This is a genomic window from Mycobacterium sp., assembly GCF_032159775.1.
GTDB lineage: Bacteria > Actinomycetota > Actinomycetes > Mycobacteriales > Mycobacteriaceae > Mycobacterium.
In genome coordinates this window covers 1-23,442 of record NZ_JAVHWK010000013.1, presented here as the reverse complement: position 1 = coordinate 23,442, position 23,442 = coordinate 1, and the positions used below count along the sequence as shown (strand labels likewise).

Below are 23,442 nucleotides of genomic sequence, written 5' to 3'. Positions count from 1 at the left end.
GACAATTTGTAGAAATTGTGGGCACGCAGTTGGACGATATGTCCATGCCGACGGTCGCGGAGTTGCTTGACGACGCATCCCTTGGCCTCGAGCTGGCCGCAGGCCCCGACGGCAGCGACCGCGAGATCGAGGCGGCAGCGGTGTCCGAGCTGACTCATCCCGGACCATGGCTGCAGGGCGGGGAGCTGCTCCTGACCATCGGGCTGCTCCTACCACGCACCGTCGACGGCTGCGGGGCGTATATCGGCGAGCTTCGCGACGCCGGTGTGCGGGCGGTCGGCCTCGGGCTGGGCACCGAACTGCCCCATCAGCGTGCTCCGGACCGCCTCATCGCAGCCGCCGACCGGCACGAAATGCCGCTGTTGACCGTGCCCGACGGGGTGCCCTTCATCGCGGTCACCAAGGCGGTTTTCGCGTTTCGGGCCCGCGAAGAACGCCGGGTCTTGGAACGGACACTGCACACGCAGCGCGCGCTCACTGCCGCCGCAGTCAGCCCGGGTGGCCTGCTGGGGATCCTCAACGCGCACCGCGAGGCGACGGGCCGGTCAGGTGTCATCGTCGATCAGCTGGGCCGGGTGCTGGCGCAAACCGACGCCGACGGCGATCGTCTTGTCGAGCGGATGTCGAGCCTCCTCGCGTCGGTACGGGACCACGGCCTGACGGCCGCGGCCGCCGACATCGGCGAAGGCCGCCGGCGCGAGTTGCATGCACTCGGCGCCCAGCGGCTGCGGGCGTGGTTGCTGATCGACGGTCCGGTGGAAGTGCCTGCGGCCGAACAGATCACCGGCGACCTGGTGTCGCTGTTGTCCTTGGAGCTGGAGCGCCGCCACGGGCTCAACAGCGCACAGCGACGCGAACGGTCCCAGGTGTTCGACCGGTTGGCGAGGGGCACGGTGGACGACGCGACAGCGGCCCGCTGGCTGGCATCGCTGGGCTTGAAGGACGCCGATCAACGGGCCGCCGCGATCGCCGCGCCCGACGACGCGGAGGAGCTCGCCGCAGACCTACTGACCACCTTGCGCGACGCGCTGGTCCGGGTGGTCGGCAACGTCGTCGAAGTCACGGTCCCGCTCGCGACCGATCTGCCCGCCGCGCTGGCCACGCTGGCTCCGGACAGGGCGGCCGGGATCGGCATCGGGGTCCGGCCCGGCGCCGTTGCGGTGTCGCTGCGGCAAGCCCGCTCGGCTTTGCCTGCGAGCCGGCTGCAGGGCCGGCATCTGCACGCAGAAGAAATCGCCAGCAGCCGGATGTTGTTCGGTGCAGTCGGCCTCGAATCGCTGCAGGCCTACACCGACGCGGTACTCGGGGCGCTCGACGCCAGTGACCGGGCGACCGAACTGCTGCGCGGGCTCACCGCGTTTCTCGAGCACAACGGGCACTGGGCGGCGGCGGCGAACGCCCTGCGGGTGCACAGGCACACCATGCGTCACCGGCTCGAGGCGGTCGAGAGGCTGACGGGCAGGCGAATGGATTCGGCGCAGGACCGTCACGAGCTGTGGCTTGCGCTGCGCGCGCGAGAGATCGGCAGGCTTTCTGCGGACCCAGCGAAGTAGGCTCTCCCCATGACGCGCAGGGCGCGGTCGGTGTGTATGCCCGAGCTGGCGATCGCGAACGCGGTTCCGGCCCGCACTCGGCACTACGCCGAGAGCGTGGCCAGTCGCTTCCGCGTCCTCAAGGTCGCGGCCTGGATCGGCGCAGTGATCAGCGTTGCCTTCGGAATCTTCCAGCTGACGGTCGGCGGCCCGCTGTGGTGGATCGGGCTGCTCAACCTGGTGTTCGGTGCGGTCTTCGTCGCGGTTCCGCTGCTGTACCGGTTCGGCGAGCTGATCGCGCCGCTGACCTTCTTCGTGTTCGCCTACATTTCTGTCGGCTATATCTGCTACTCGATCGGCACGAATTCCGGTCTCCAGTTCTACTTTCTGGTCGCGGCAACGCTGGTGCTCCTCGTGTTCGGGATCGATCGCATCGTTCTGGCGTCGACGATCGTGGCCTTCGGTGCGGCCGGATCGATTGCCCTCCAGATCTTCGTCCCCGACGATAGGAATCTCGGCCCGCCGTGGATGCTCACCGTCGGTTTCATCAGTTCCGTCATCGGCTCGGCGGTGATGGTGGTCGCAACCGTTTGGTATGCGATGCGCGAGATCGACCGCGCCGAGAAGGCCATGGAGGCCGAGTATCAGCGATCCGAGTCGCTGTTGGCGAACATCCTGCCCGCGTCGATCGCGAGCCGGCTCAAGGATCCGGCGCGCAATATCATCGCGGACAAGTACGACGACGCGTCGATCCTGTTCGCCGACATCGCCGGATACACCAAGAGGGCCAGCGATACGACACCCACCGAACTGGTCCGTTTCCTTGACACCCTCTACACCGATCTCGACGCCCTGGTAGACCGGCACGGGCTGGAGAAGATCAAGACCAGCGGCGACTCGTACATGGTGGTCAGCGGCGTGCCGACGCCCCGGCCCGACCACGTGCACGCCATCGCCTGCCTGGCCCTGGATATCACCGAAGCGGTCGCCGGCCTGACGGACCCGCAGGGCCGGGCGGTGCCCTTGCGCATCGGACTGGCGTCGGGGCCCGTGGTCGCCGGAGTCGTCGGGGCCCGCAAGTTCTTCTACGACGTCTGGGGCGACGCGGTGAACGTCGCATCGCGGATGGAGTCCACCGACGTCGAGGGTCGGATCCAGGTGCCTCAGGCGATGTACGAGCGACTCAAGGACGGCTATGTACTAGAGGAACGGGGCGACGTCGACGTCAAGGGCAAGGGCCTGATGCATACCTGGTACCTGGTCGGCAGGCGCAACGGTGACGGCTCGCACGCCGCCGAACTCGAGGCGGTCAGTCCTTGGACGACAGCTCATTCGGTTTGAGCCGCTGCGCAATCGCGCCAAGCCGCCACAGCGTTTCTCGGTTGCGCGGCCACGCCGCAAGGTCACCCAGTTTGCTTGGCACGAGGGCGCCCACCCCGGTGACCGGGTACTCCTCCATCGTCACTCGGCAGCCCTCGGGAATGTCGCTGAGCCGCAGAATGACTCGGGCGGCACCGAACTGGCCTTTGGCGCGCAGCACCAGCTTCTCCAGCGGCGCGCTCTCCTCGACAATGGTCTCGTCGTCGATCAGCAGCGGCCAGACGCCGATCGAATGCCGGATCGTGGAGCCCTGTGCGGGCCAGTTCGGGTCCACCGCCCGCATTCGACTGTTACCGACCACCCACTGAGAGTAGGTCCAGCCGTCGGCGATCACGTCCCACACCTGCTGACGGGATGCGCGAATATCTCTCGTGACTGTCACGCGCGTGGAGTACCCGCTTCGCCGGTGCCTAGACCTTGCGGTTCTCGGACTTGATCAGCCAGGCGAGCTTTTCCAGGCCGTCGATGAGCTGGTGCAGGATGTCTGCCGTGCTGGGATCTTCCGCGTCGACCTCGTCGTGCACGCCACGCAGGGTGCCGACTGCCGCGTAGGTGCGCGCGGTTATCAGGTCAACCACCTCGGCGGTGCCGTGCTCATATGCCGGGAACTGTGGAAGCGACGTGCCCGCCGCGACCGTGTCGGAGCGACCGTCGGGGATGACGTCGAGCGCGCGCATCCGCTCGGCGACCGTGTCGCTGGCCTCTCGCGCGAAGTCCACGAGTTCATCGAGCTGAAGGTGAAGGTCGCGGAAGTTCGTGCCGACCACATTCCAGTGCGCCTGCTTGCCCTGAAGGTGTAGCTCGATGAGGTCCACCAGGACGCGCTGCAAGTTGTCCCTCAGCTGGCTGGATGCTTGGAAGTTCCGAATATCGGTTTCAGTTCGACGTGTGCCCATGCACAGTCCAACGAGCAGTAATCTTGAATGACTCCAAATAGGACTATGAGTGGCGTCACACTTCCTGCTGATCCTGCGCAGCGAGCAACCGGGCGTATCCGGCGCCCATACCCAGAAGGACCAGGCCGACGACGATGAACACCGCAACCCGGAACATCCCGTCCAGCGTGCCGAGGTCGAACAGAAACAGCTTCGCCATGGACCCCGCGACCAGCGCCAGCCCACCGGCGAGCGGCAACGACCTGTCGTCTCGTGGCTGCCGCGCCGCGCACACGAACAAGGCGGCGGCCATGGCGATCCAACAGATGGTGGCAGCCATGTGGCCCGCGAAGAATCCGCCGCTCTCGCCGCCTGCCAGCACGCCAGCCGTCACGGTGAACATGGTGATCGAGTAGACGACCACGACCGCCAGGCCCGCCAGCAGCACGCGGAGCGCATCGGTGTCCAACACCGCGCGGCCGATCCACGACCAGACGACCGCGACGACGGCGATGATCAGCAGGATGCTGGAAGCCAATATGGCCACCGAATCCGGCGTCGACAACTGCGTAGCGCGGACCAGCAACGTGGGTGGCGCATAGCTGAGGTAGGCAAGCCCGCCAATGACACCGAACCCGACGGCCGCCACCCGCGCGACGGCGTCGCGTCGTCCCGCAACGGCGATCACCACGGCCATCGCCAACAGCACCGGCGTGGCGACCTCGCCGTCGAAGGCGACCGTAACGGCGATCAGAGCGGACACCGCCGATGTCGCCGACCAGATCCGGCGGACCATCGTGGAGACGCCTGGTAGCCGGTCGCCGACCAGCACGACCGCCAGGAGCGCCGCGGCCAGTCCGCCCGCCATCAGCGCGGCGACCGTCGAGGGAAGCGCCACCGACGCGCACAGCACCGGGCACACGCCCGCGACGGTCAGCAGCGCCATCGCGCCCCTGTTGTCGGTCGACGGCAGCAGCACCAGTGCCCCCGCCATGGCGAGCACCGCGGCGATCGCGCAGCCGCCGGCCAACCAGGCGCCGTTGGTGTCGCCGATACGGGCCGCGACCAACGCGATCAACAGCGGCAACGTCGGCGCCATGATTCGCGCCGCGTGCAGCCAGACCCAGTTCTTGCCGAGCTGAGGAAGCAGCGAAGCGGCCGAGATGGCGAGCATGAACGCAATCAACAGCATCGTGATGCCGTCGGAGACGATCGGGGCGAGAATGATCAGCGGTACCAGCACGAGCAGGCCGAGGTGCTGGCTGTCCCAACGCCTGGCCAGGATGAGGCCACCGCCACCGATCACTGCAGCGAGCACCAACCCGAAGGGTGCGGACACCCAGTGGTAGATCGTCGTGATCGCGATGACGTCCATGTACGCCGCGGCGATACCCGTTGCGGCAAGGGCGATGGCACCGACACGTCCGCCGGGGCGCGAGTTCAAGCGGGCGGCGACGACGACAAGCGCCCCGGCGAGCAATGCGCCTGCGCCGACTCGGATTTCGGGACGCAGGATGCCGGCCTGGGCGGCGAGCACGAGCAGCAGGACAACGCCGATGAGTGTGACTGCGACGCCTGCGACGGCGAGAACCTTGCCGATCCAATTCGAGTCGCGCGGTGGCCGAGGCGCTTTCGGCGGTGCGGGCGGTGGCGTCATCCGCGGCGGCGGGGCCATGGGAGGCGGCGGAGGAGGAGGTGGCGGCGCGTACGCCGCGGCGGGCGATATATAGGGCTGGGGAATGTACACGGGGGGCGGCACCGGCTGCGGTGCGGGTTGCGAAACGTTCGGGCGTTGGCCCAGAAGGCGGTCCAGTTCGGTCAGGTCGGCGGAAACCTTCGCGAATTGCACGGACATCGAGGCAAAGTTCGCCGAGAGCCGGGAAACGACGGCGTCATGCGGTGCGGTCATTGCGCCATCGTCGCAGCGGACGGGAGTACGCGGATGAGTAGGACTACCCGAATCCGCCTATTCGTCCAGGCCGTGTTCGATGGCATAGCGCGCCAACTCGACGCGGTTGGCGACCTGCAGCTTGCGGAACGTGGCCTGAACGTGGTTTTCGACGGTGCGGTGACTGAGCGACAGCCGCGCGGCGATCTGCTTGGCGGTCAAGCCCTTGGCGACGTGGCGCAGGATCTCGGTTTCGCGCTCGGTCAGGCTCGGCGCCGAACTCGAGTCGGGTCCTTGCGCGATTCGCCGGTATTCCCCCAGCACCAACCCGGCCAGCCCCGGTGTGAACACCGCACGGCCCTCCGCCGTCGCCCGCACGGCGTCGCCGAGTTCGGCCTTCGAAGCACTCTTGACCAGATACCCGGTTGCGCCTGCCTTCACGGCCTCCAACACGTCCTCACGCTCGTCGGAGGCCGACAGGACCAGGATCCTCGACGCAGGCGACACAGTCAGCACTTCCGCGGTTGCCTGCGCGCCGTCGCCGTCGGCCAGCCGCATGTCCATCACCACGACGTTCGGCTGCACTGCCTGCGCCCGCCTGCGCGCTGACCCCACACCATCGGCGGTGGCTACCACGTTGAAACCGCCCTCGGCGAGATCGCGAGCAACCGCGTCGCGCCAGATCGGATGGTCGTCGACCACCATCACCGTCGGGGTATCGTCAGTTCCCATTCCGTCCCGCATCCCGGCCCGGTGTTCAACTTGGCGCTGCCACCCAACCAATCCATCCGCCCCACAATCGATTTGGCTATCCCAAACCGACCCTCACCGACGGCTTCGGAGAGCCGACCGTCCGAGATCCCGACACCGTCGTCGCGGATGCTCACCGTGACGGTATCGCCGAGATCCTCCAAAAGCACGTAGGCCCTTGCATCGGGACCCGCATGGGCGGCGGCGTTGTCGAGCGCGTTGCCTGCCGCTGCCGCAAGTTCTTCGGCGACGGTTGCCTCCAGCAGCACCGGATCAGCAGGCACACTCACCGAAACCCGGTCCGACGCCCGTCGGCGAAGGAGGGCACCGATATCGGTCAGCTCACCTATCCGCGGTTCGGCGTCCGTCGAGCTGACCAGACGGCGCAACGCACGTTCCTGCTCCCCTGCCAGCTCTGCCAGTTCCGCTGTCTCGCCGCCGATCTCGCGGCCCCGGCGGGAGACGAGCGCAAGGACCTGAATGGCGCCGTCGTGCACCTGCCTGGAGAGCCGTTCTCTTTCCTCGGTCCTCGCCGCCAGCCGCGCGGCACGTTCCAGGTCGGTGTGGGCGCGCCGCGCCGTCTGCGCGGCCATGCCGACACCGAGACCCACCGCAAGCTCGATCACCACCGTCGCGTTACGGCCGAGGTCGTAGTTCAGTACACCCTTCGCCAACGTGCTGGCGGCGACAATCACTACGCCACTGAGCATCCCGTAGATCGGGCCGAGCAGGATGGCCGCAGATATCGTCGCATTGGTGGCCCACAGCGTGGTCGGCCAGGACTGGTTGTTCAGCGCCCACTGGTCGGACGCGACGAACTCGGTGGACAACATCAGCGCGACCACGACGGCGAGTTCGGCCACCACCCAGGCGGGCCGGCGGCCGAACCCGTTCAGATAGGCGACCGCACAGGCGACGCTCCAGCCGATCAGGACCACGAACAGCAGCCATCCGATCGCGGGCCGGTCCAGGTCGTCGGTGACGGCGATCTGAAAACCGAGCGCGTAGACGCAACTGAGCAACCGGAACACCTGCGCCGCCCGCCACAGCGGGGTGACCGGGTCCGGTGTGCTTGCCGGCATCAGAGCTAGAGGACCTTGGACAGAAAAGCCTTAGTACGCTCGTGTTGCGGGTTGGCGAGCACATCGCGTGGGGGGCCGCTTTCCACGACCACCCCGGCATCCATGAACACGAGTTGATTTGCCACTTCGCGGGCGAAGCCCATCTCGTGGGTGACCACCACCATCGTCATGCCCTCGGAAGCAAGCTTTTTCATCACCGCGAGAACCTCACCGACGAGTTCTGGATCCAGCGCCGACGTGGGCTCGTCGAACAGCATCAGCTTGGGGTTCATTGCGAGCGCCCGGGCGATCGCCACGCGCTGCTGCTGGCCGCCGGATAGCTGCGCAGGATAAGCGTGCGCCTTGTCCGCCATGCCGACCTGCTCCAGCAGATCCTTCCCCCGCTCCATCGCTTCGGCCTTCTTGACACCCTTCACATGGATAGGTGCCTCGACGATGTTGCCCAATGCCGTGCGATGGGGGAACAGATTGAAATGCTGGAAAACCATGCCGATTTCGCGCCGCTGTTTGGCCGCGACACGGGGTGAAATCTCGTAGAGCTTGGCGCCGGCATCGCGGTAGCCGATCAAGTCGCCGTCGACATGCAGGCGACCCGCATTGACCACCTCCAAGTGGTTGATGCACCGAAGGAACGTCGACTTGCCCGAGCCGGACGGGCCGACCATGCACATCACCTCGCCCCTGCCGACCTCGAGCGTGATGCCCTTCAGGACGTCGAGGGCACCGAAGCTCTTGCAGACCTCTTCGGCCTTCACCATCGGTGTCACGCGCCCTCACCTCCTCCTCCCGGCGCTCCGGTTCCCTGCGCCTTGGCCAGCACCTCGAGTTGCTTGTTCGTCAGCTTGCGCGATGCGCCACGCGAGTAGTACCGCTCCAGGTAGTACTGGCCGACCATCAAGATGCTGGTGACCACCAGGTACCAGAACGCCGCCACCAGCAGGAGCGGAACCGGTTCGAACTCGCGGGCTGCGATCTCGCGAGAGGTGATGCCGTACAAGTCGAGGGCGAACGGCACGGCAGTGACCAGCGATGTGGTCTTCAGCATGCTGATGACCTCATTGCCGGTCGGCGGGATGATCACCCGCATCGCCTGCGGAAGGACGGTGCGGCGCATTGCCATCCCCCACGACATGCCCAGTGCGGTCGACGCCTCGAGCTGACCTTCCGGCACGGAACTGATTCCCGCGCGGATGATTTCGGCCATGTAGGCGGCCTCGTTGAGGGCCAAGCCGACGATCGCCAACAGAAACGGGATGGAGAGCGCCTGCAGATTGAGATGGAAGAACGACGGTCCGAACGGCACACCCAGCTGGATGTTGGCGTAGATCGTCGGGATCAGACCCCAGAACACCAGCTGTACGTAAACCGGGGTGCCGCGGAAGATCCACAGATACACCCACGACACCGACTTGAAAACCGGGTTCGGCGACAGCCGCATCACGGCAAGCAGCACGCCGAGCGCGATCGCGAGCACCATCGAGTAGATGGTCAGCTGCAATGTGTTCAGCAGGCCGACACTGAGCACCCGCTCGTTGAAGACGTACTCCCCGAAGACGCGCCATCGGTAGGCGTCATTGGTGGCAGCGCCGTAAAGGAACAGGACCAACAAGATGATGATGACGACCGCCGCCACCCACCGCCACGGATGACGCAGCGGAACGGCATCGATCGCGGCTGGAGCGGTGGCTGGCGGCGTGTCGACATCAGTCATAGTGGAATCCCTGAACCTAGTTGATCGCGCCGTTGATCACCGGCTTATCGATCAGTCCTGACTCGACACCCCAGTTGGTGGCGATCTCCTTGTATTTACCGGTCTCGATCAGGTGCTCGAGCGCCTGCTTCAGCGACTGCGCAAGGGGCGAACCCTTCTTCACCGGCCAACCGTACGGTGCTGCGTCAGCGATCTCACCTGCCGCCTCCAGCTTGCCGTTGCTCTGCTTGATCGCATACGCGGTGACCGGCGAGTCCGCCGACATGCCGTCGGCCTGCCCGAGCACCACGGCGTTGGTCGCGGCGTCCTGACCGTCGAACTTGAGGATGTCGATCGGCGGCTTGCCCGCATCGGTGCACGCCTTGCTCTTGGTGGGCAACTCCTCGGTCTCCTCGGTCGTGGTGGCCTGCACCGCGACTTTCTTGCCGCACGCGTTGTTCGGGTCGATCGGAGTACCCGGCCGCTGCGCCCACAGGATGCCCGCCGAGAAGTAGGTCACGAAGTCGACCGTCTGCTCGCGCTCCTTGGTGTCGGTGAACGACGACATCCCGATGTTGAAGGTGTCACCCTGGATTGACGGGATGATTTTGGCGAAGTCCGCCTCGCGATACTCCGGGGTCAGGCCGAGGGTGGCCGCAACGGCGTTCACCAGATCGACGTCGAAGCCGACGATCTTGCCGCTGGGATCCTTGAATTCGTTTGGCGCGTACGGAATGTTGACGCCGACGATCAACTTCCCCGACGACTTGATCGCCTCGGGCACGGTGTTCGCGATGGCATCGACCTTCTCCGCGGACACCCCCGAGGTTGCGCTTGTCGACTCGCTCGATCCGGAATCGCTGCCGGCCGAACAGCCTGAAACGGCGAGGGTGGCGGCCGCAGCGAATACCGCTGCCAATCGCCACATGTTCCCCCGACGGGTTTCCCATCCACCTGACACGGTTGCCTCTACTTTCTGCATTGGGCAGTTAACGTACGGAAGGTTAATGGCGACGACGACGTTGCGCCGCGCTTCGGCTTATTGTGCTGTCGGACTCAATTTCCCGCGCGTTGCTTGCAAACTCTTATCCGCGCCGTTAGCGCTGTGAAACACTTCGATCATGACTACCGAAGCTCCCCCGGTCCTGTTGCCACACCTCTGGAAGTCGGCGCTGATGTCCGGACTTCTGGCGGTGATCCTTGGCATCATCGTGCTTGCGTGGCCGGGGATCTCGATCCTGGTCACCGCCATCGTGTTCGGGGCGTATCTGCTGGTGACCGGCATCTCGCAGGTCGTCATGGCGTTCAGCCTCCATGTCACGGCCGGCGGCAGAGTGATGCTGTTCATCAGCGGGGCGGCGGCGCTGATCCTCGCCGTGCTGGCTTTTCGGCATTTCGGCGAGGGCTACGCGGTTTTGCTGCTGGCCATCTGGATCGGGGTCGGGTTCATATTCCGCGGGGTCGCCACGACGGTGGCCGCGGTCAGCGATCCCACCATGCCTGCCAGGGGCTGGAACATCTTCATCGGGCTGATCAGTCTCATCGCCGGTGTCGTGGTGATGGCCTCGCCGTTCGAATCCATCCTGACGCTGGCAATCGTCGTCGGCGTCTGGCTGATCGTCATCGGAGTCTTCGAAGTCGTGTCCGCGTTCGGGATCCGCAAGGCCGCCAACGCACGCACCGCGTCCGCGCCACGCGCTGAACCGCCTGCGCCTGCCGATTCCTCGGCATCATGACCGAACCGCAGCCGCCGCAATACCCGCAGTACCCGCAATATCCGCAATATCCGCCCCCACAGCCGCCAAGTGGCGGCTACCCGGGCGGTTATCCGCCACCACCGCCTCAGCCCTACTCGGGGTACAACCCGCCGTCCGCGGGGCCGCGAAACGGGTTGGGCATCGCTGCGCTGGTCGTGGCGATCATTGCGCTGATCTCTGTTGTCGGCGGCGTGGTGCTCGGCATCGCAGCTGTGATACTCGGCTTCCTCGGATGGCAGCGCGCCAAGCGTGGAGAAGCCACCAACGGTGGCGTCGCGATCGCGGGCATCGTGCTCGGAGTTCTGAGCATCATCGAGGCTATCGTCGCGATCGTGCTGTCGGTGTGGGTGTTCAACGAAGTGGGCGGCACCGACTACATGGACTGCGTGTCGAGGGCGGGCTCGGACCAGGAAGCCGTCCAGCGTTGTGTCGACCAGTTCCAGAAGAAGGTCGAGGATCAGTTCAGCGTCACGGTCACGACGCCCGCAGCACCGACGCCCTAGTCAAATGCCGTCGCCTCGGGACGAACTCGAGCGACAACAGCACGATGAGAAGCGGCACCACCTGTGTGAGCGTCGCCATCACATACCGCTGGTCGCCCAGCGCATGAAACTTCCGTAGATAGCGGTAGAGGGACTCGAGCGCGATGAGCGGGTCCCCCAGGTGGACCGCCGTGAAGACGAGGCTGCGGGGCAGGGTGCGGTGCTTGTCGGTGAAGATCTCGGGAAAAGCTGCAAAGGCAAGCGATAACCGTTGCGCCCCTTGCTCTCTGGCCTTTTCGATCATGTCGACCGACAGTCGCTCGTCGATACCGTTGGGCGCCCCGCGGCGACGCCACGGCACGTCAAGGGTCACCTCGGTGCCGTTGCCTGCGGTGGCGTAGCGGTGGAAGCCTTGGACGCGACCGGTCTTGTCGCGCGCGATGATCAGGGTGACACCCGGGTATCTGCCCTCCAGCGTGCCGTCGAGCGCCATCGAGAAGCCGCGCTCGGTCCGAGAACCGCTCGGCGACTCGAGGATCACGTCTGTCAGTTCGGCAAGCAGATCGTCGGGCAGGCTCTGTTCGTCAACCACTTCGGTGGTGATGCCGAAGTTGGTGGCGCGCTGCACGGCCTGACGGAGATTGCGATATTTCCGCCCGATCATGTCGAACGTCGCCACGTCGATGATCACATCGCGCCCGATGGGAACGGGGGTGAGCTTGCGGCCCAGCACTGCAGGGTTCGCCCAGAGGTTCAGGCGCCGTTCGCTGCAGCCGAGGACGGCGATGCGCCACCCCCTGGTGTGGCACATCGCGGCGAAATCCGCGACCAGAGCGGTGTACCGGGCCTCATCGCCGATCGGGTCGCCGCTGACAACGGCGAAGCCGAGCCGGGCGCGGTAGGCGATCGCGGCGGTGCCGTCACCGCTGAAGTGATAGCACTTCGACGCCTGCATCGCGAACGGCGCAAGCGGGTCACCCGACGTCTCGTTCACCAACGCAAATACCCGGGGCAGATCCGCCGGGTTCGGGCGTGCCGAGGCCGGCCGCATCAGCAACACAGCCGATGTCACCAACAACACGTCGCCGGGCATATCGAAAGCCAGGAACACCGCCGCGATGCCCGCGATGCAGACCACCATTGCCGCGGTGGCATGGCCCGCGGTGACCGGCCTTCCCAGGAAGATGCCGCGCGCAATGAGCACGACGGTGCTCAAGATCGTCGCCGACCAGGCCAGATCCTTGTGCAGCAGGAGCACCCAACAGGACAGGCTGAGGACGGCGAGCGCGCTGATCCAGCGAGCGGCCGTCGAGTCGACGTGGACGACGACACGCTCGCGGGCCCGAAGCCCCGTTGCTTGCTCCATCGCTATGCACCCGGGAAGTACTTGATGATTCCTTCTTGCACCACGGTAGCCACGATCTGCCCGGATTGGTCGAAGAAGTGTCCGGTTCCCAGCCCTCGCGAGTCGGCGGCCACCGGTGAGGTCGTCGAATACAGCACCCACTCGTCGAACCGGATCGGGCGGTGGAACCACACCGAGTGATTGACCGTCGCAGCGAAGATCCGGTCGTAGCCCCACGACAGTCCGTGGGTGGTGATGATCGAGTCGAGCACCGTGGTGTCCGAGGCGTACACCAGGGCGGCGGTGTGCAGCAGCGGGTCTCCCGGCATGGGCCCGTCGGCCTTCAGCCACACCCGGTTGTGACCGAGCGTTTCGCCCTTGCTCCTCATCACCCAGGCCGGGTCGTTCGTGTACCGCCATTCGACGGGCCTCAACGCCTCCACGAACTGCGGCACCGTCTTCTCGTAGCCGGCGAGCAGATCGTCGATCTTGGGCAGCGACAACGGATCTGGCACCACGGGTGCGTCGATTCCGTGTTCGAGGCCGCGGCCGCCGTCGACGAACGAGACCATCGCGGTGGTCAGCAGCACGCCGTCCTGCACGACGTCGACCCTGCGGTTGGCGAACCGGCGTTCGTCGCGCAACCGCACAACCCGGAATTCGAGGTCCTTCTCGGGGTTGCCGCCCGCGATGAAGTGCGTCGACATGGCTCCGGGCGGGCAGTCCCGGACCAGGGTCCGACCCGCCGCCACGAGGGCCTGCGCCATCATCTGCCCGCCGAACGTGCGGGGGGGATTCTTACTCGGGTGAGACCCGACGAATGTGTCGTCGTCGATCCGGATGAGGCCCAGGACCGCCAGCAACTCTTCGAGGTCGCCTACCGGCACCTGTGGCCCTCCCCCGTCTAGACGTCGTCCTCGCCGATCCTGTGCACCTGGATCAGGTTGGTCGAGCCTACTGTGCCCGGTGGCGCGCCTGCGATGATGACCACCAGGTCACCGCGCTTGTAGCGGCCGAGTTCGAGCAGGGACTTGTCGACCTGGCGGATCATTCCGTCGGTGGTATCGATGTGCGGCACGATGAACGTCTCGGTGCCCCAACTCAGTGCCAGCTGGCTTCGCACCTCGGGCAACGACGTGAAAGCCAGAAGTGGCAGCGGGGTGTGCAGCCGGGCCAGTCTGCGGACGGTGTCGCCGGACTGCGTGTAGGCGACCAGCGCCTTGGCGTCCAGCCGCTCGCCGATGTCGCGGGCAGCATAGGAGATCACACCGCGCTTGGTCCGCGGCACGTGCGTCAGCGGCGGCACCACCACCGAATTCTGCTCGACCGCCGAGATGATGCGGGCCATGGTCCTGACAGCTTCCAGCGGGTACTTGCCGACCGATGTCTCACCCGACAGCATCACCGCGTCGGCGCCGTCGAGCACCGCGTTGGCGACGTCGGAAGCCTCCGCGCGGGTCGGTCGGGAGTGCTCGATCATCGACTCCAACATCTGGGTGGCGACGATAACGGGTTTGGCATTCTCCCTTGCCATTTGGATGGCCCGCTTCTGTACCAGCGGCACCTCTTCCAAGGGCAACTCGACGCCCAGGTCGCCGCGGGCGACCATGATGGCGTCGAACGCCAGCACGATGGCCTCCAGGTTATCGACGCCTTCGGGCTTCTCCAGCTTGGCAATCACCGGTACCCGGCGGCCGACGCGGTCCATCACCTCGTGGACGAGTTCGACGTCGGCGGGCGACCGCACGAACGACAGCGCGACGAGGTCGACGCCGAGGCGAAGAGCGAACTCGAGGTCGTCGATGTCCTTCTCCGACATCGCGGGCACCGACACGTTCATGCCGGGCAGGGAAAGGCCCTTGTTGTTGCTGACGGGCCCGCCCTCGGTCACCGTGCACACGACGTCATTGCCGTCGACGTGCTCGACGACCAGACCGACGTTGCCGTCGTCCACGAGCAGGCGGTCGCCGGCTGCGGCGTCGGCGGCGAGATTCTTGTAGGTGGTGGACACCCTGTCGTGGGTGCCCTCGCAGTCGTCGACGGTGATGCGAACGGTTTCGCCGTTCGCCCAGTAGGTGGGTCCTGCGGCGAACCGCCCCAGCCGGATCTTGGGACCCTGCAGGTCGGCGAGGATGCCCACCGCGCGGCCCGTCACATCCGATGCCGCCCGTACGCGCTTGTAGTGGGCCTCGTGATCTGCGTACTCGCCATGGCTGAAGTTGAGTCGGGCCACATCCATTCCGGCCTCGACCAGCGCCCGAACAACATGGTCTTCACTGGTCGCCGGGCCGAGAGTGCAGACGATCTTTCCGCGTCTAGTCACGACTTCTCAGCATAGTCCCGAAAGGTGCCTGTCACGCGACGGCAAGCGGCAATGCGCCCGGCAACACCGGCGCGGGCAAGTCGGACTCACCCATCAGGTAGGAGTCGACGGCGTGCGCCGCGCTGCGCCCCTCGGCGATCGCCCACACGATCAGCGACGCCCCCCGGTGGGCGTCTCCGCAGACGAAGACTCCCGGGGCGCCCGTCTGCCAATCCGATCCGCACGACAACGCCCCTCGCCCGTTCAGTGCCAGCCCGAGGTCGTCCAGCAGGGCCATGTGTTCGACACCGTCGAACCCGATCGCGAGCAGGGCGAGGTCGCACGGAATCTCCAGGGTGTCGCCGACCGGGGTGATCCGCCTGCGGCCTTTGGCATCACGGGTGACCCGCACCTCGGCGATCTCCATTGCGCGGACGTGGCCGTCGTCGTCGCCGACGAACCGCTGCACGGCGACCTCGTAGCGCCGCGCGCCGCCCTCCGCGTGGGCGGGCGACGTGCGCAGCACCAGGGGCCACATCGGCCATGGTGAGCGGGACTCGTCACGGTACTCCGGCGGTTCTGGGTTGTAATCGAGCTGCGTGACCGAGGCCGCGCCCTGACGATGCGCCGTGCCGAGGCAGTCCGCACCGGTATCGCCGCCGCCGATGATGACGACGTGCCTGCCCTTGGCCGACAGCGCCGAGGGGCCGTCGCCCTCGCACTCCCTGTTGGCAGGCACCAGGTGCTCCATCGCGAGATGCACACCGTCGAGCTGCCGTCCCTCGACATTGTTGTCCCGGCCGCGCAGCGCCCCGACGGCCAATACCACCGCATCGTGGCGCTCGCGTAGCTGCTCCACAGACAGGTCGACGCCCACCTCGCATTCGGTGACGAAACGTGTTCCCTCGGCGCGCATTTGGGCCAATCGCTGGTTCAGCGTCGCCTTCTCCAGCTTGTATTCGGGGATTCCGTATCGCATCAGGCCGCCCAACCGGTCGTCGCGCTCGTACACCGTGACGTCGTGTCCGGCGCGGGTCAGCTGCTGGGCAGCAGCCAGACCTGCGGGACCGGAGCCGATGACTGCGACGCTCCTGCCCGTGGAGATGGCGGCGGGTTGAGGCTCGACGATGCCGTCCATCCACGCGTGGTCGGCGATGGTCTGTTCGATGCGTTTGATGGTGACGCTGCCGCCGGTCTTGTCGTCGCCGATGGACAGCACACAGGCCGACTCGCACGGGGCGGGACAAAGGCGGCCGGTGAACTCGGGGAAATTGTTGGTGGCATGCAGTCGATCGCTCGCGGCATCCCACCGGCCTCGGCGGACGAGATCGTTCCATTCGGGGATGAGGTTGCCCAGCGGACAACCGGCGGTTACCGAGTGGCAGAACGGAATTCCGCAGTCCATGCACCTGCGGGCCTGCCGGGACACCTCGCCGGCGCGCTGCTGCGGATCCTGTTGTTCGTACACCTCGCGCCAGTCGCCGACCCGCTCGTCTACCGGCCGCTTGGCCGCCTCGACACGGTGTACCTCCAGGAATCCACGCGGATCAGCCACGGCTCGCCTCCATGATCGCGGCGTCCACGTCGCGGCCCTGCGCCTTGGCCATCCTGGTCGCGGTCAGGACACGCTGATAGTCGGTCGGCATGATCTTTGTGAACTGCGCGCTGCGCCGTGGCCAGTCGGACAGTAAGGACGTGGCTACCGTGCTACCGGTGAACCGGGCATGCCTGGCCACCACGTCGTGCAGCCAGGTGAAGTCCTCGGGGTCGGGACGTTGCAACTCCACCATCTCGGTGTTGACCATCGCCTGATCGAGGCCGAGCACGAATGCGATGCCGCCCGACATGCCCGCGGCCATGTTCCGACCAGTTTCACCAAGCACCACGACACGTCCGCCGGTCATGTACTCGCAGGCGTGGTCTCCCACGCCTTCGGACACCGCGAGCGCACCGGAGTTGCGGGCACAGAAGCGTTCCCCGACCCGGCCGCGGAGAAAGACCTCACCGGATGTGGCGCCGTACAGCAGCGTGTTGCCCGCAATCACGTGGTCCTCGGGGAGGAACAGCACGTCGTCGGGCGGCTTGACGATGACCCGTCCACCCGACAGTCCCTTGCCGACGTAGTCGTTGGCGTCACCGACCAGCTCGAGGGTGATGCCCGGCGGCAGGAAGGCACCGATGGACTGGCCCGCGGAGCCGTGCAGCTCGATGTGGATGGTGCCGTCCGGCAGCCCCTGCGCGCCGTATCGGCGGGTGACTTCTGCGCCGAGCATGGTGCCCACCGTGCGGTTGACGTTGCGCACCGGCAGTTCCAGTCGGACAGGGTGAGCATCCTCCAACGCACCCTCGGCGAGTTGGATCAGCGTCTGATCCAAAGCCTGGTCCAGCGCGTGGTTCTGGTCGCGGACGCGCCTGCGCACCGTCTGGCCGGGATCGTGGGCGTTATCCGACTTCGAGAAAATCGGCGTCAGATCGAGACCCGTTGCCTTCCAATGGGATACACCGTGCGCCGTATCGAGCATGTCGACTTGGCCGACCGCCTCGTCGATGCTGCGGAAACCCAGCTGGGCGAGGTAGCGTCTGATGTCCTCGGCGACGAACCGGAAGTAGTTCTCCACGAACTCCGGCTTGCCGTTGAACCGCGACCGTAGTTCGGGGTTCTGGGTGGCGACGCCCACCGGGCAGGTGTCGAGATGGCAGACCCGCATCATGATGCAGCCGGAAACCACCAATGGTGCGGTGGCGAAGCCGAATTCCTCGGCGCCGAGAAGCATCGCCACAACGACATCGCGCGCGGTGCGCATACCGCCGTCGCACTGCACCGTTATCCGGTCACGCAATCCGTTCAACATCAATGTCTGCTGGGTGTCGGCGAGGCCGATCTCCCACGGGGCACCTGCGTGCTTGAGCGACGTCAGCGGCGCGGCACCGGTGCCGCCGTCGTACCCGGATATCAGCACGACGTCGGCGTGCGCCTTCGAAACGCCGGCCGCGACGGTGCCGACGCCGACCGAGCTGACCAGCTTGACGTGGATGCGTGCGTCGGAGTTGGCATTCTTCAGGTCGTGAATGAGCTGTGCCAGGTCTTCGATCGAGTAGATATCGTGGTGCGGCGGAGGCGAAATCAGGCCGACGCCAGGCGTCGAATGGCGGGTCTTCGCGATGTTCGGGTAGACCTTATAGCCCGGCAGTTGCCCACCTTCGCCCGGCTTGGCGCCTTGGGCCATCTTGATCTGAATGTCCGATGCGTTCACCAGATAGTCGCTGGTTACGCCGAAGCGCCCCGATGCCACCTGCTTGACGGCGCTGCGCCTGCGCGGATCGTAGAGCCGGTCGACATCTTCACCGCCCTCGCCGGAGTTGGACCGCCCGCCGAGGTTGTTCATCGCGATCGCCATGGTCTCGTGCGCTTCGGCCGAGATGGAGCCGTAGCTCATCGCTCCGGTGTTGAACCGGGTGACGATCGAGTCGACCGATTCCACCTCGTCGAGAGGCACAGCGGGGCGCACTCCCGTCTTCAACGCAAAGAGGCCGCGCAGCGTGCCGCCCTCGCGGGATAGCCGGTCCACCTCGTCGGAGTACTGCTTGAAGACGTCGTAGCGCCGGGTACGGGTGGAATGCTGAAGCAGGAAGACCACTTCGGGCGTGAACAGGTGGAGCTCACCTTCCCGGCGGAACGCATACTCGCCACCGACGTCGAGGCGGCGGTGCACCCGTTCGGTGGGGTTCTCCGGATAGGCACGGCGATGTCGTTGCTTGACCTCCTCGGCGATCACGTCGAGCCCGACTCCTCCCAGTCGGCTCGGCGTGCCGGTGAAGTATTCGCCGACCACGTCGCGGTCAAGGCCGATCGCCTCGAAGGCCTGGGCACCGGTGTACGACGCAACGGTGGAGATGCCCATCTTGCTCATCACCTTCATGACGCCCTTGCCGAGTGCCGTCAAATAGTTGCGAACCGCCGCGGCGGCCTCGATGCCGGTGAGCTCGCCCTCGCGGACCAGGTCCTCGATAGATTCGAAGGCCAGATAGGGGTTGACCGCGGCTGCCCCGAATCCGATCAGCATCGCGATGTGGTGCACTTCGCGGGCATCGCCGCTTTCCACCACCAGAGCGACGGTGGTGCGTTGCTTGGTCCGCACCAGATGGTGGTGCACCGCGGACACCGCGAGCAGGGACGGAATCGGTGCGCGGGTGTGGTCGGAGTCCCGGTCTGAGATGACCAGTGTGCGAACACCTTTGGCGATCGCGAGGCAGGCCGCAAGACGGAGATCCTCGATAGCGTCGGCCAGGCCCGCACCGCCACGTTCGACTTCGTACAAACCTCGTAGCACGGCCGTGCGCAGCCCGGGCTGTTCCCCGTCGTCGTTGATGTGGACGATCTTGTTCAGCTCGTCGTTGTCGAGCACCGGCCAGGAAAGCTGGATCTGACGACAGGACGCCGCGGACGGGTCGAGCAGGTTCTGTTCGGGCCCCATCACGCGTGCCATCGACGTGACGACAGCCTCGCGGATCGCATCCAGCGGCGGATTGGTCACCTGGGCGAAGAGTTCGACGAAATAGTCGTAGAGCAATCTCGCGCGCTGTGACAACACGGCCGCTGGGGTGTCGGTGCCCATCGAGCCCAGCGGCTCGGCGCCGGTTGCCCCCATGGGCGTCAACAGGATTCGCAGGTCTTCTTCGGTGTAGCCGAAGGCGACCTGCCTGCGGAGGATCGAGTCGTGATTGGGCTGTGTGCGAATGCGGTCAGGCAGCGTCTTGAGGTCAAGCAGGCCAGCGTGCAGCCATTCTCCATACGGGCGCGCGCCTGCCAGTTCGGCCTTGATTTCGTCGTCGGCGACGATGCGTCCGGCCGCGGTATCGATCAAAAACATCTTGCCGGGTTCGAGCCGGCCCTTCGCGACGATTTGCGCCGACGGCACGTCGAGCACTCCGCTCTCGCTAGCCAGGATCACGCGGTCATCGATGGTGCGCCACCAGCGGCCCGGTCGTAACCCGTTGCGGTCCAACACGGCCCCGACGACTGTGCCGTCGGTGAAGGTGACGCACGCGGGCCCGTCCCACGGCTCCATCAGCGAGGCGTGAAACTGCCAGAAGTCCCGGCGCGGTTGGGCCAGCGATGCGTTGTTCTCCCACGCTTCGGGGATCATCATCAGCACGGCGTGCGGCAGGCTGCGTCCGCCGAGGTGCAGAAGCTCGAGAACCTGGTCGAACGACTCCGAGTCCGACGCGTCGGGCGTGCAGATCGGCGAGAGCCGCGCGGTGTCGCCGGGGATGTCGGAACTCGCCAGCATGGCTTCGCGGGCGTGCATGCGGTTGCGGTTGCCGCGCACGGTGTTGATTTCGCCGTTGTGGGCGACAAAGCGGAAGGGGTGCGCCAGCGGCCAGGATGGAAACGTGTTCGTGGAGAAGCGGCTGTGCACGATGGCGATCGCGCTCATGCATCGCTCGTCACGCAGATCCGAGAAATATTGCGGCAGCTGCATCGTCGTCAGCATGCCCTTGTATGTAATGGTCCGGCTGGACAGAGATGGGAAGTAGACGTTTGTCGCCTCGGCTCGTTTACGCATCGGATAGATTCGCCGGTCCAGGTCGATGCCGCCCACTCGATCGGGCGATGCCACGAAGATCTGCGCCATGTAGGGCATGCAGCCCAGCGCGGTCTCACCGAGGTCGGCGCCATGGGGATCGACCGGCACATCGCGCCAGCCGAGGACCTCCAACATCTCCTCGGCGGCAATGGCCTCGATCCCTTCACGCGCTGCCGCGCGCTCGGTGGCGTCCTGCGGCATGAAGCAGATGCCTGCGGCGTACGTGTTGGCGCCGTCGGTGGTCGGCGCGGGCAGCTCGAACTCGAGCACGTCGGCGAACAACTCCACCGGCAGCTGTATCAGAATCCCCGCACCGTCACCGCTGTTGGTTTCGGCGCCCGCCGCGCCGCGATGTTCGAGATGATCGAGGGCGACGAGGCCGTCGGCGACAATGGAATGCGAACGCCTGCCCTGGATGTCGGTGATCATCGCGACACCGCAGGAGTCGGATTCGTTGCTGGGGTCGTACAAGCCCTGGGCGCGCGGCAATGCCGAGAACAGCACTGGAATTTACCTCCGCAGTCTGGCGAAATCATTCGTCCGGGACTGCAGCGGCCCGAAATGCGATTGTATCAGCGCAGCTGGGCGCCTACCCGGTGAGAAGCGTGGGCACCAGCGGGAATCCGGGCAGATTTCGCGCCACCGTCCAGGTGACCGCGAGGACCACGATGACGGCGATCGCGGGCGTCGTGAAGACGGGCCGTCCGGCCCGCCTGCGCACCAGAACCCATGCCAGCAGAGCGGGCAGCCCGACGAGAAGGAAGATGTTGTCGACGACGGCGGCGGCCAGGTCGCCGTGCAGGAGGTCGTGCGTCATCCGCAACCCGCCACACGCCGGGCAGTTCCACCCCGTCAGCAGTTTGAACGGGCAGCCCGGGAAGGCAAAGTCGGGATTGTGGGGATCGGCGAGGCCGACGTACGCCAGCCCACCGGCCAGCAGCGCGCCGCTGCCGAGTGCGCCGTACAGCCGCGCCCGGTCACTGAGCGCGGCGTTAGGTGCCCTCACGAAGGGGACGTCCCTCCGTGTCGCGCACCTTGTCGGTGAAGATCAGCACGGCGTCGATGATGCCCCACACCACCGCACCGATGCCGCACGTGACAAGGCCGACGACCAGTTGCGCGATGCCCAGCCCGGTATAGCCCAGGTAGATGCGCCCGATGCCGACGAGACCGAACAACCCGATCAGCTGCAGGAGCCCGGCCACGATCTTCGACTTGTCCGAAAGAGGCTCGCCGGTCAGCGGATGGCGGCCGTACGGCGCCGACGGATCCTGATACGCCTGCGGATACTGGCCGTACTGCTGACCCGGCGGCGGATACCCGGGCGGTTGAGGCGCATATCCGGGAGGTGGCGGCTGATAATGCGGTTGGTGAGGAGGCGGAGGTCCCTCGGCGCCACCGAAATGCGGCTCAGTCATGGCACCAAGCATGCCAGAACCCGACGGTTGCTAGATAGGTTGCCCGGCCAGAAGTCGAAGAGTGTCGGTCACCCCGTTCACCGGTCACTCAGGTCACGCCAGAGCCGACCGCTTGGCGAACACGTCACCGGTCACGCTTGCAGCATTGACGTAGATCATTCGAACAACCGGTGAACGAATTTCCACTCCCCGCCGATCCGTGCAAGATTGTCGTAATAGATTCCGTACTGCTCGACGTTGACTTTTGCGCCCGCTCCGCCCAACTCGGTATCCGCCAAGCCGGCCCCCCGGGTCAACTCATGAATCGTCGTCGTAGCCGTCGCCTGATCGGTTTCACTAAACGCGATCACTGAAGCTTGCGACGTCTGTATCAGGAGGTCGTACGCGCCCGTACCCTGCAAGAATTCCAGGAATGCCGCGCGGCTCTCGAATCGCAGTCCGAGCAGAGGGCTCTCCCACACCGCGTCTGCAGAAAACAGTCGGTCACACTGCTGCCAGGCGGCACGCGTCACCGCGTCCGAGTAGCGGCAGATGACATCTTGAATCGCAAGCCGATCAAGCCATTCGCCCAAGTCATGCCCTGATGGTGCGACCATTGCCCCGCCTTCCGCGGTAAGAGCGTACATCGACGGAGCGCGGCGTCACCCGGACATTCCATTGTAAAGTTCGCCGTTCCCGGCACGGCCGTCCGCAACACCAGTACGTTGCCCCTGTGGGCTGTTCGTTGCGGTTCGGGTCGGTCGACGCACAGTCCGAGGGGCGGCGATGACACGGGAGCCGAGGATCATCATCATCGGGGCGGGTATCGCGGGCATCGCCACCGCGGTCACGCTGCAGCGCGCCGGATTTCGTGACTTCACGATCCTGGAGAAGGGCACCGACGTCGGTGGTGTGTGGCACTGGAACCGCTACCCGGGTCTGACGTGTGACGTCGCGTCGCAGCTCTACCAATTCTCGTTCGCGCCCAAACCCGACTGGACCGGAATATTCGCCACGGGTGCCGAGATTCAGCGCTATCTCCGCGGGGTCGTCGAACAATTCGCTCTCGACGATCGCATTCGCTTGAACTGTGAAGTCGTGTCGACTGTCTTCGACTGCCCCGCATGGCAGGTGGCTACCGCCGACGGCACACAGCTGGAAGCCGATTTCGTGATCGCCGCGACCGGCGTGCTCCACCACCCGTTCACGCCGGATATCCCTGGCCTCACCGCGTTCGAGGGCGATGTCGTGCACACCGCGCGATGGGACGACGATATCGCGACCAGCGGACGCAGGATCGCCGTCATCGGAAACGGTTCCACCGGAGTGCAGATCGTGTCCGCGCTGCAGCGCGAAGCCGTTCACATCACGCAC

The 23,442-nt window shown here is 66.0% G+C and carries 21 protein-coding genes; 5 read left to right on the top strand and 16 right to left on the bottom strand.

What is annotated here, in order from left to right:
* Positions 1-44 precede the first annotated feature (44 nt).
* Both QOJ24_RS01285 and QOJ24_RS01280 read left to right on the top strand, forming a co-directional pair.
* Positions 45-1,553 (top strand): PucR family transcriptional regulator, encoded by a 1,509-nt coding sequence (locus QOJ24_RS01285; RefSeq protein WP_526258323.1) that lies wholly within the window; start codon positions 45-47, stop codon positions 1,551-1,553.
* 9 nt (positions 1,554-1,562) lie between these two features.
* On the top strand, positions 1,563-2,873 hold the full coding sequence (locus QOJ24_RS01280; protein WP_526258321.1) for an adenylate/guanylate cyclase domain-containing protein: 1,311 nt from the start codon (positions 1,563-1,565) through the stop codon (positions 2,871-2,873).
* Here the strand turns inward: QOJ24_RS01280 and QOJ24_RS01275 are convergent.
* From QOJ24_RS01275 to QOJ24_RS01240, 8 genes are read right to left on the bottom strand one after another with little or no spacing between them, the layout of a single operon-like run.
* Positions 2,842-3,294, bottom strand: coding sequence for an SRPBCC family protein (locus QOJ24_RS01275; protein ID WP_526258319.1), 453 nt, complete (start codon positions 3,292-3,294; stop codon positions 2,842-2,844). The genes QOJ24_RS01280 and QOJ24_RS01275 overlap by 32 nt on opposite strands.
* A 28-nt stretch (positions 3,295-3,322) precedes the next feature.
* Positions 3,323-3,808, bottom strand: coding sequence for a Dps family protein (locus QOJ24_RS01270; RefSeq protein WP_526258317.1), 486 nt, complete (start codon positions 3,806-3,808; stop codon positions 3,323-3,325).
* Positions 3,809-3,863: 55 nt separating this feature from the next.
* The gene (locus tag QOJ24_RS01265) at positions 3,864-5,696 is read right to left on the bottom strand and encodes a DUF2339 domain-containing protein (protein WP_526258315.1); all 1,833 of its coding nucleotides are present in this window, start codon (positions 5,694-5,696) and stop codon (positions 3,864-3,866) included.
* 57 nt (positions 5,697-5,753) lie between these two features.
* Complete coding sequence (locus tag QOJ24_RS01260) at positions 5,754-6,407, bottom strand: response regulator transcription factor (protein ID WP_526258313.1); 654 nt, start codon at positions 6,405-6,407, stop codon at positions 5,754-5,756.
* Positions 6,380-7,507: a MacS family sensor histidine kinase gene (macS, locus tag QOJ24_RS01255; protein WP_526258311.1), complete on the bottom strand. Its 1,128-nt coding sequence runs from the start codon at positions 7,505-7,507 to the stop codon at positions 6,380-6,382. Before macS ends, QOJ24_RS01260 begins: the two co-directional genes overlap by 28 nt.
* A 5-nt stretch (positions 7,508-7,512) precedes the next feature.
* Positions 7,513-8,265: an amino acid ABC transporter ATP-binding protein gene (locus QOJ24_RS01250; RefSeq protein WP_526258362.1), complete on the bottom strand. Its 753-nt coding sequence runs from the start codon at positions 8,263-8,265 to the stop codon at positions 7,513-7,515.
* A gap of 5 nt (positions 8,266-8,270) precedes the next feature.
* A complete protein-coding gene (locus QOJ24_RS01245; RefSeq protein ID WP_526258309.1) occupies positions 8,271-9,218 on the bottom strand; it encodes an amino acid ABC transporter permease in 948 nt (315 codons plus the stop codon).
* Positions 9,219-9,234: 16 nt separating this feature from the next.
* Positions 9,235-10,125, bottom strand: coding sequence for an ABC transporter substrate-binding protein (locus QOJ24_RS01240; protein WP_526258360.1), 891 nt, complete (start codon positions 10,123-10,125; stop codon positions 9,235-9,237).
* A gap of 217 nt (positions 10,126-10,342) precedes the next feature.
* Between QOJ24_RS01240 and QOJ24_RS01235 the strand changes: the two genes are divergently transcribed.
* Both QOJ24_RS01235 and QOJ24_RS01230 read left to right on the top strand, forming a co-directional pair.
* Positions 10,343-10,933 carry an HdeD family acid-resistance protein gene (locus QOJ24_RS01235; protein ID WP_526258358.1) on the top strand — a complete coding sequence of 197 codons (591 nt, stop codon included), beginning with the start codon at positions 10,343-10,345 and terminating at the stop codon, positions 10,931-10,933.
* Positions 10,930-11,457: a DUF4190 domain-containing protein gene (locus QOJ24_RS01230; protein WP_526258307.1), complete on the top strand. Its 528-nt coding sequence runs from the start codon at positions 10,930-10,932 to the stop codon at positions 11,455-11,457. Before QOJ24_RS01235 ends, QOJ24_RS01230 begins: the two co-directional genes overlap by 4 nt.
* On the opposite strand, the gene QOJ24_RS01225 is transcribed toward QOJ24_RS01230, so the two are convergent.
* The 8 genes from QOJ24_RS01225 to QOJ24_RS01190 form a co-directional block, all read right to left on the bottom strand.
* A complete protein-coding gene (locus tag QOJ24_RS01225; RefSeq protein ID WP_526258305.1) occupies positions 11,429-12,802 on the bottom strand; it encodes a phosphatidylglycerol lysyltransferase domain-containing protein in 1,374 nt (457 codons plus the stop codon). The two genes, QOJ24_RS01230 and QOJ24_RS01225, sit on opposite strands and share 29 nt — an antisense overlap.
* 2 nt (positions 12,803-12,804) lie before the next feature.
* On the bottom strand, positions 12,805-13,668 hold the full coding sequence (locus QOJ24_RS01220; protein WP_526258303.1) for an acyl-CoA thioesterase II: 864 nt from the start codon (positions 13,666-13,668) through the stop codon (positions 12,805-12,807).
* Between the two features lie 17 nt (positions 13,669-13,685).
* Positions 13,686-15,104: a pyruvate kinase gene (gene pyk, locus QOJ24_RS01215; protein ID WP_526258301.1), complete on the bottom strand. Its 1,419-nt coding sequence runs from the start codon at positions 15,102-15,104 to the stop codon at positions 13,686-13,688.
* Positions 15,105-15,135: 31 nt separating this feature from the next.
* Positions 15,136-16,638, bottom strand: a complete 1,503-nt coding sequence (gltD, locus tag QOJ24_RS01210; RefSeq protein WP_526258299.1) for a glutamate synthase small subunit — start codon at positions 16,636-16,638, stop codon at positions 15,136-15,138.
* Positions 16,631-21,175: a glutamate synthase large subunit gene (gene gltB, locus QOJ24_RS01205; protein ID WP_526258297.1), complete on the bottom strand. Its 4,545-nt coding sequence runs from the start codon at positions 21,173-21,175 to the stop codon at positions 16,631-16,633. Before gltB ends, gltD begins: the two co-directional genes overlap by 8 nt.
* A gap of 85 nt (positions 21,176-21,260) precedes the next feature.
* Positions 21,261-21,677: a DUF2752 domain-containing protein gene (locus tag QOJ24_RS01200; protein ID WP_526258295.1), complete on the bottom strand. Its 417-nt coding sequence runs from the start codon at positions 21,675-21,677 to the stop codon at positions 21,261-21,263.
* A complete protein-coding gene (locus QOJ24_RS01195) occupies positions 21,664-22,089 on the bottom strand; it encodes an NINE protein (protein ID WP_526258293.1) in 426 nt (141 codons plus the stop codon). The genes QOJ24_RS01200 and QOJ24_RS01195 overlap by 14 nt, the downstream gene beginning before the upstream one ends.
* 155 nt (positions 22,090-22,244) lie before the next feature.
* Entirely contained in the window at positions 22,245-22,685 is a 441-nt protein-coding gene (locus QOJ24_RS01190; protein ID WP_526258291.1) for a nuclear transport factor 2 family protein, read from the bottom strand.
* Positions 22,686-22,854: 169 nt separating this feature from the next.
* Between QOJ24_RS01190 and QOJ24_RS01185 the strand changes: the two genes are divergently transcribed.
* A partial coding sequence (locus QOJ24_RS01185; protein ID WP_526258289.1) for a flavin-containing monooxygenase occupies positions 22,855-23,442 on the top strand: 588 nt, incomplete at its 3' end.

Excerpts from the sequence above, each read along its gene's own strand:
- QOJ24_RS01280 (WP_526258321.1), top strand. The coding sequence starts at position 1,563 with ATGACGCGCAGGGCGCGGTCGGTGTGTATGCCCGAGCTGGCGATCGCG.
- QOJ24_RS01260 (WP_526258313.1), bottom strand. The coding sequence starts at position 6,407 with ATGGGAACTGACGATACCCCGACGGTGATGGTGGTCGACGACCATCCG.
- QOJ24_RS01225 (WP_526258305.1), bottom strand. The coding sequence starts at position 12,802 with ATGGAGCAAGCAACGGGGCTTCGGGCCCGCGAGCGTGTCGTCGTCCAC.
- QOJ24_RS01270 (WP_526258317.1), bottom strand. The coding sequence starts at position 3,808 with ATGGGCACACGTCGAACTGAAACCGATATTCGGAACTTCCAAGCATCC.
- macS (WP_526258311.1), bottom strand. The coding sequence starts at position 7,507 with ATGCCGGCAAGCACACCGGACCCGGTCACCCCGCTGTGGCGGGCGGCG.
- QOJ24_RS01240 (WP_526258360.1), bottom strand. The coding sequence starts at position 10,125 with ATGTGGCGATTGGCAGCGGTATTCGCTGCGGCCGCCACCCTCGCCGTT.
- QOJ24_RS01285 (WP_526258323.1), top strand. The coding sequence starts at position 45 with ATGCCGACGGTCGCGGAGTTGCTTGACGACGCATCCCTTGGCCTCGAG.
- QOJ24_RS01190 (WP_526258291.1), bottom strand. The coding sequence starts at position 22,685 with ATGGTCGCACCATCAGGGCATGACTTGGGCGAATGGCTTGATCGGCTT.
- QOJ24_RS01195 (WP_526258293.1), bottom strand. The coding sequence starts at position 22,089 with ATGACTGAGCCGCATTTCGGTGGCGCCGAGGGACCTCCGCCTCCTCAC.
- QOJ24_RS01250 (WP_526258362.1), bottom strand. The coding sequence starts at position 8,265 with ATGGTGAAGGCCGAAGAGGTCTGCAAGAGCTTCGGTGCCCTCGACGTC.
- QOJ24_RS01245 (WP_526258309.1), bottom strand. The coding sequence starts at position 9,218 with ATGACTGATGTCGACACGCCGCCAGCCACCGCTCCAGCCGCGATCGAT.
- QOJ24_RS01265 (WP_526258315.1), bottom strand. The coding sequence starts at position 5,696 with ATGACCGCACCGCATGACGCCGTCGTTTCCCGGCTCTCGGCGAACTTT.
- QOJ24_RS01230 (WP_526258307.1), top strand. The coding sequence starts at position 10,930 with ATGACCGAACCGCAGCCGCCGCAATACCCGCAGTACCCGCAATATCCG.